Here is a 6944-nt window from a genome sequence, read left to right as displayed (position 1 = left end):
GCGGCGGAAGACCCAGAATTTGAAACTTTCTATACCAAAAACATTTTGCTGAACGAGGGTATCCGCGCTTGGATGGCTCCTCAAGACCAGCCCCACGAACAATTTATCTTCCCTGAAGAAGTACTGCCTCGTGGTAACGCTCTGTAATTTAGTGAATCAATAAATTCAGAGTCCTCCGCTTTTGAGCGGGGGATTTTTTATTTTGATTTAACTTCTAGAAATTCATGTGTTATATTGGTTGAAGGTTAAAGCCCAGAGTAATTACTCTGCCTTTTTGAAACTAAGACCGCTTAGGCAACAAGGAGGTGATGCCCATGATTGAAAGTAGTAAATGCATGGGTCATCAGGTTGCAGTTAGCCGGCTGTGCGCCGGGGCTGTACTCTAAAAGTTAGCCTTAGTTACACTGAGAAACTAAGTTAGCTCAAGTAGCTAGGCAAAGCTGGGAGTTCCTTCCGGCAGTCTGGTTGCAACCTGAAGACCCGCTAGACCGCTCTGATATTAGGTCAACTGATCTAAATCGGAGCGGATAGTTTTTTATGCAGAATTTTTAGGAAAGTTACCTTGAGCATCAAAATGCCAAGGAAAAATAGGCGAACTTGGTGAGCTAGAAAATCTAGCTTGATTGGTAGAAATTCAGATACTGGAAATTACTCAAAAATCTCCATGAGGGTTTTGTGGTATGGCACAATTACTGACTGAACCAGAAATTCAACAGCTGGCAAATCATCTATCAGGGTGGATTGTGGAAAATAGCCAGTTGCAGACAACTTTAACGTTCCCAGATTTTGTGACAGCAATCGAATTTGTGAATAAATTAGTAGAACCGGCTGAATCGGCTGGGCATCATCCAGATATAGAAATTTCTTATAACAAAGTCAAAGTCATACTGACAACTCATGATGCTGGTGGTTTAACCCAAAAAGACTTTGACTTAGCAACAGTCATTTCTCAAATCGTTTAAAAGTTAACGCCATATTCAGTCTATTTTGCTAAATAGGTGACTATAAATACTTTTAACCCTACTCTTACTGGCAGAAGACTGTGGCTGTGTTGTGACAGTTTAGGAGGCGATCGCACATAGCTTGTCATCTGGTGTTAATGCTTTATAATAATAAGCTATGAAGCTATGTTTTTTGCATAAGTTAATTACATCAATTTTTAACACCAAGTTAATTAGATATTAGCTTTGCGAAAACTAAAATTGTATTAGTCGCACTATACCTCATTAAAACATTTCAACAAAATGTCGTATGTTTGAGAGTAAGTGCTACGAAAACAATTCTCTATACAAGGTGTGAGGAGAAAAGAAAAAATGTCTAATCTCTTGTGGAAATCACTCGTGGTTAGCCCGGCAGTATTAGGAGCAACGCTACTAGTTTCAACAGCAGCGATGGCAGCTCCCAACGCAACCACTGAAGTTTCAACAACTGAAAAATCCGTTGCTGTAGAAGTTGCACAACCAGATGTTTTGGCACAAGCAACTCCAGCTAGCAATGACGCTCAAGTTTTAGACCAAGTTAATCGTTACAGCAACGAAGGCAAATCCAGCAGCACTCAGTCGCAAGTAACATCGGTTTCCCAATTTTCGGACGTACAACCAACAGACTGGGCATTCCAAGCATTACAATCCTTGGTTGAACGATATGGTTGTATTGCAGGTTATCCCAATGGTACTTTTCGTGGAAACCGCGCTCTGACACGTTACGAATTTGCGGCTGGTTTAAACGCTTGTTTGGATCGCGTCAATGAATTAATTGCTACAGCAACTGCTGACTTAGTAACTAAGCAAGATTTAGCAACCTTACAGCGCTTACAAGAAGAATTCTCCGCTGAACTAGCAACCTTGCGTGGTCGCGTTGATGCTTTAGAAGCACGCACAGCTGAATTGGAAGCTAACCAATTTTCTACTACCACCAAGTTAGTCGGTGAAGCAGTTTTCGCGGTCACTGATGCCTTTGGTGATAACACAGGTAGTGCTAACAACACCGTCTTCCAAGACAGAGTACGTTTAGGTTTACAAACCAGCTTCACAGGTAGAGACGTATTGACTACCCGTCTAGCTGCTAGCAACACCACACCTTTCAACATTCAAGATAATGTTGGCGGTCAGATCAACAATGCTTTTAGCGGAGAAGGTTTACAAACTTTCCAAGCTAATGGTGGCTCTACTGGCAACAGTGTCAAAATAGACAGACTAACCTACGAAGCCCCCATTGGCCCGGCTCAAGTTTACTTGTCTGCTGCTGGTGGTCAACACAGCCAGTACGCTGCTGTTAACAATCCTTACTTCTTTGACAAAACTGACGGTGGTAATGGCGCGTTATCTACCTTCTCGTCAGAAAACCCAATTTATCGGATTGGTGGCGGTTCCGGTATAGCTTTGAATATACCTTTTGGTCAAGGCGGCGGCATCTTAAAACCAAGCTCTATCACTGTAGGTTACTTGGCATCAGAAGCTAACACCCCAACTGGTAGTTCAGGTCTGTTCAATGGCAACTATGCTGCTTTAGGACAATTGAACTTTGGGATTGGCGATCGCATAGCGTTAGCTGCAACCTACGTTCATGGCTACAATGGTGCAGGCAGTTCCTTATTTGATGCAGGTGGTTTCAATGGTGCTAACGTTGCTTTAGTCGGTACTGAAGCAGCTAACAGACTCACTACCCCAACTTCTAGTAATTCTTTTGGTTTATCTGCTGCCTTCAGACCAAGTGACAAGTTGTCCATTAGCGGTTTCGTATCTTACCACGACGTTACCCCAGCAGGTGCTGGTAATGATTACGAAGCTTGGTCTTATGGTGCTGGTGTAGCTTTACCTGACTTTGGTAAACAAGGTAACGTGTTGGGTATTTTCGCTGGTGCAGTACCTTATGCTCTCAACCGTCCAGGCTTTGCTGGTAGAAACGGTGGAGACGTGCCATACCAAGTTGAAGGTTTCTACAAATACCGTGTATCTGATAACATTTCCATTACTCCTGGCGTAATCTGGTTAACTTCTCCTGGTCAGGGTAATAGCGATGACGCAATTATCGGTACTCTCCGCACCACCTTCACATTCTAAAAGGTTGAAAGACTTTACATAACTTTCAATTGAATTAAACCCCGCCAAGAAGCGGGGTTTTTTGTCTATAAATAGCAGAAAGACTAAAACCCCAGTAATTAACCGGAGTATACTAAAAGAAGGTAAGTTCGCCCTTGGCGTTCCTAAAGTTTAGGGTGAAGTATAAAGGTAATAAACATCAAATTTTATCCTTCAGACTACCTAACTGTGCCGAAAATCCTTTAGCATTTATCTTTAATTACCGCCTGTGGAACTATCGTGTAAATCAGAGTACGCAATCCTTGCGTTAATCGAAATGGCAACTCATTATGACAACGGCGAACCAATGCAAATTCGCCAAATCGCCGCCCAACAAAACATCCCCGACCGCTATCTAGAACAGTTGTTAGCGACTTTGCGACGTGGAGGAATTATCAAAAGCCAACGTGGTTCTAAAGGTGGCTATTTGCTCTCGCGGGAACCTTGGAAAATTACAATATATGAAGTTTTGGAATGCTTGGAAGGCTTAGATGTGAAAGTGTGCGAAGAGAGTGCCAGTCTCAAAAGTATAGACAGTGCTGTTGTGGATGAAGTTTGGCAAGAAGCACGTCAAGCTGCAAATTCTGTTTTACAAAACTACTCGCTTCAGGATCTTTGTGAAAAACGAGATGCTCGAAAGCAGTTGGATATTATGTACTACATCTAGTGTGTGGTCAATGGTCATTTGTCAATGGTCATTTGTGATTTGTCACGTTTGACCATAGACTATTGGCTTTTGATTATGGAATCTGGACTCATAACAAAGGAATATTATGCATATTGCTCGGAACATCACAGAACTTGTAGGTCGCACACCTTTAGTGCAGCTAAATCGCATTCCTCAGCAAGAGGGGTGTGTAGCACAAATAGTGGTGAAACTAGAGAGTATGAACCCGTCGGCATCAGTCAAAGACCGAATTGGCATTAGTATGATTGCGGCGGCAGAAGCAGAAGGGTTAATTTCTCCAGGAAAGACAGTATTAGTAGAACCAACTTCTGGTAATACCGGAATTGCCTTAGCAATGGTAGCCGCCGCCAAGGGTTATCGATTAGTTTTGACAATGCCCGATACTATGAGTGGTGAACGTCGAGCAATGCTGCGAGCTTATGGGGCAGAACTAGAACTCACTCCCGGAATTGAAGGAATGGGAGGCGCAATTCGCCGCGCCCAGGAGATAGTCAATAGTACGCCCTACTCTTATATGTTGCAGCAATTTCGCAATCCAGCGAATGCCAAAATTCATCGAGAAACTACAGCCGAGGAAATCTGGGAAGATACCGACGGTCAAGTAGATATGATTGTCGCAGGTGTAGGGACAGGTGGTACGATCTCTGGTGTAGCAGAAGTAATTAAAGCACGCAAACCGAGCTTTAAAGCGATCGCTGTTGAGCCTGCTAATAGCCCAGTATTATCTGGGGGAAAAGCAGGAGCGCATAAAATTCAAGGCATTGGCGCAGGCTTTATTCCTCAAGTGCTGAAAATGAAGTTCATTGATGAAGTGATTACCGTCAGTGATGATGATGCGATCGCATATAGTCGGCGGTTAGCCAGAGAAGAAGGACTATTGTCTGGTATTTCCAGTGGTGCAGCTTTATGTGCTGCTATTCGCGTTGCCCAGCGCCCAGAAAACGAAGGACGCTTGATTGTAATGATTCAGCCCAGTTTTGGAGAAAGGTATTTGAGTACACCATTGTTCCAAGACTTGGAAACCAAGATACCCACCAGCGTCTAGCTCACAATCAATTAGACTAATGGTTAACTCCAAGCATACTGATAACCACTACGAAACTCTCAAAATTAATCGTGATGCCAGCCAAGCGGAGATTAAGCAAGCTTATCGCCGCTTGGTTAAATTATTTCATCCTGATAGTAATCAAGAAACAGCAGATAAAAATGAAATTATCCGCATTAACGCGGCTTATGAAGTCTTAGGTGATAGTCAAAGTCGCCTAGATTACGATCAAAAACTCCAAGAAGAATCTCAAAATCGTCAACAACGTGCTGCATCCGCGCAAAAACATTATCAAGCCACTCGAAAATCGGGCAAAAATGCTGATGAACAAGTTGAAGAGTGGCTACGCTTAATCTATCAACCAGTCAACCGCATTTTAAGCGAGGTTCTTGATTCTTTAGAAGAACAAATAGAAGAACTAGCAGCCGATCCCTTTGATGATCAATTATTAGAAGAATTTCAAGAATATTTAGATACTTGTCGAGACGAAATTAAACAAGCTCAAGTCATTTTTCGCTCCCTGCCCAATCCTCCTAGTTTAGCGAGAACTGCGGCCCATCTCTACTACAGCCTCAATCAAGTAGCAGATGGCATAGAAGAATTTGCCTACTTTCCCCTTAGCTATGACGATCGCTATTTGCACACTGGGCAAGAAATGTTTCGTATAGCTACAAGATTACATTACGAAGCGCAAGATTCAGTTAAGCAATACAGATGAGAATTTGCATGGAAGTTTCTCATCAGGCGGAACACAGGGGAGCCAAATTTCTTCTGCTGGGTTTTTACCTTTGGCTGTAGCAGAAAATATGCGATCGCAGCCCGATATTTTCGAGAAAATCAGTCATATTGAAAATTTCTAGTCCGATATTTATTTATTTGATGGATACAAATATTACTCCCATCGCCACAGAGGAAGAAAGTAGTTTATCCTGAATAAAGTGAAAGATTAAGAAAGTTTAAAATTTTTTCCCAGTGTACTCATGCAATGTATCGTCAATCGCCGCGCTCAATTTTCGGCTAGTCATCGCTATTGGCTACCCGAACTGAGTGAAGCTGAGAATTTTGAGAAATTTGGTGCTGGCTCAAAATTTCCCGGACACGGACACAACTATGTTTTATTTATTTCTCTGGCTGGAGAATTAGATGAATATGGTATGGTGCTGAATTTGTCTGATGTCAAACAGGTAATTAAACGCGAAGTTACCAACCAGCTAGATTTTTCTTATCTCAATGATGTCTGGGCAGAATTTCAAGACACTCTACCCACCACGGAAAATATTGCACGGGTTATCTGGCGGCGGTTAGCACCCCACTTGCCTGTAGTCCGCGTACAGTTATTTGAACATCCTGAACTTTGGGCAGATTATATGGGAAACTCAATGGAAGCTTATCTCAGTATCAGTACTCACTTTAGCGCGGCTCATCGGCTGGCACATCCTGATCTCAGCTTAGAAGATAATACTGAGATTTACGGTAAATGTGCGCGGACTAACGGTCACGGACACAACTATCATTTAGAAGTGACTGTGAAAGGTGAAATTGATCAGCGCACTGGAATGATTGTTGATTTAGGTGCGTTGCAGCAAGTGATAGAAGATTATGTGGTGGAACCATTTGATCACACCTTTTTAAATAAGGATGTGCCTTATTTTGCCGAGGTTGTACCGACTGCGGAAAATATTGCGCTGTATATTAGTAATTTACTGCGATCGCCCATCCAAAATCTAGGAGCCAAGCTTTACAAAGTCAAACTCATCGAAAGCCCCAATAATTCCTGCGAAATCTACTGCACTGATGCAGAAGAAAATACTACTAATACAATCCAACAACAGCCAGTTTTAGTACGGATATAAGAGGTTGTTTTAAAAGTCTAATTTATTACTTTCCTTGGCGATTAGAAATCGCGCGCCATTGAGGGAGTCGGGGAACCCGCCCAACGCAATGGCTTGGCTACACAGACAAAACCCACCTTCGTGGGTTCAAAACCCTTGATTTTTCATGAGTCCGCGCAGGTGGTCACTGAGCTTGTCGAAGTGCGGACTTTGTTTGTGTAGTAGCGAATTATATTCGCCATTCGCCCAAAACTTTTAAAACATCCTGTAAATAGTAGAGACGCGAAAGCGAAATTTCG

6 protein-coding genes and 1 pseudogene are annotated in these 6944 nt (G+C 42.6%); all 7 read left to right on the top strand.

From position 1 onward, the window contains the following. A pseudogene (locus H6G69_RS09070) lies at positions 1 to 147 on the top strand (photosystem II D2 protein (photosystem q(a) protein)); the annotation flags it as partial. Positions 148 to 680: 533 nt separating this feature from the next. Further along, positions 681 to 962, top strand: a complete 282-nt coding sequence (locus H6G69_RS09065) for a 4a-hydroxytetrahydrobiopterin dehydratase (RefSeq protein WP_190684828.1) — start codon at positions 681 to 683, stop codon at positions 960 to 962. Between the two features lie 351 nt (positions 963 to 1313). Continuing rightward, positions 1314 to 3062, top strand: a complete 1749-nt coding sequence (locus H6G69_RS09060; protein ID WP_190684825.1) for an iron uptake porin — start codon at positions 1314 to 1316, stop codon at positions 3060 to 3062. A gap of 247 nt (positions 3063 to 3309) precedes the next feature. Continuing rightward, the gene (locus H6G69_RS09055; protein ID WP_190684823.1) at positions 3310 to 3747 is read left to right on the top strand and encodes an Rrf2 family transcriptional regulator; all 438 of its coding nucleotides are present in this window, start codon (positions 3310 to 3312) and stop codon (positions 3745 to 3747) included. Positions 3748 to 3853: 106 nt separating this feature from the next. Continuing rightward, the gene (gene cysK, locus H6G69_RS09050) at positions 3854 to 4813 is read left to right on the top strand and encodes a cysteine synthase A (protein WP_190684819.1); all 960 of its coding nucleotides are present in this window, start codon (positions 3854 to 3856) and stop codon (positions 4811 to 4813) included. A gap of 19 nt (positions 4814 to 4832) precedes the next feature. Beyond that, positions 4833 to 5531, top strand: coding sequence for a J domain-containing protein (locus tag H6G69_RS09045; protein ID WP_190684816.1), 699 nt, complete (start codon positions 4833 to 4835; stop codon positions 5529 to 5531). Between the two features lie 262 nt (positions 5532 to 5793). Next, positions 5794 to 6666 (top strand): 6-carboxytetrahydropterin synthase, encoded by an 873-nt coding sequence (locus tag H6G69_RS09040; RefSeq protein WP_190684813.1) that lies wholly within the window; start codon positions 5794 to 5796, stop codon positions 6664 to 6666. Positions 6667 to 6944 lie beyond the last annotated feature (278 nt).

The sequence above is a fragment of the Nostoc sp. FACHB-110 genome (assembly GCF_014697425.1).
Lineage (GTDB): Bacteria > Cyanobacteriota > Cyanobacteriia > Cyanobacteriales > Nostocaceae > Nostoc_B.
Note: the sequence above shows the minus strand (reverse complement) of the source record. Positions and strands in the feature narration are given on the sequence as shown.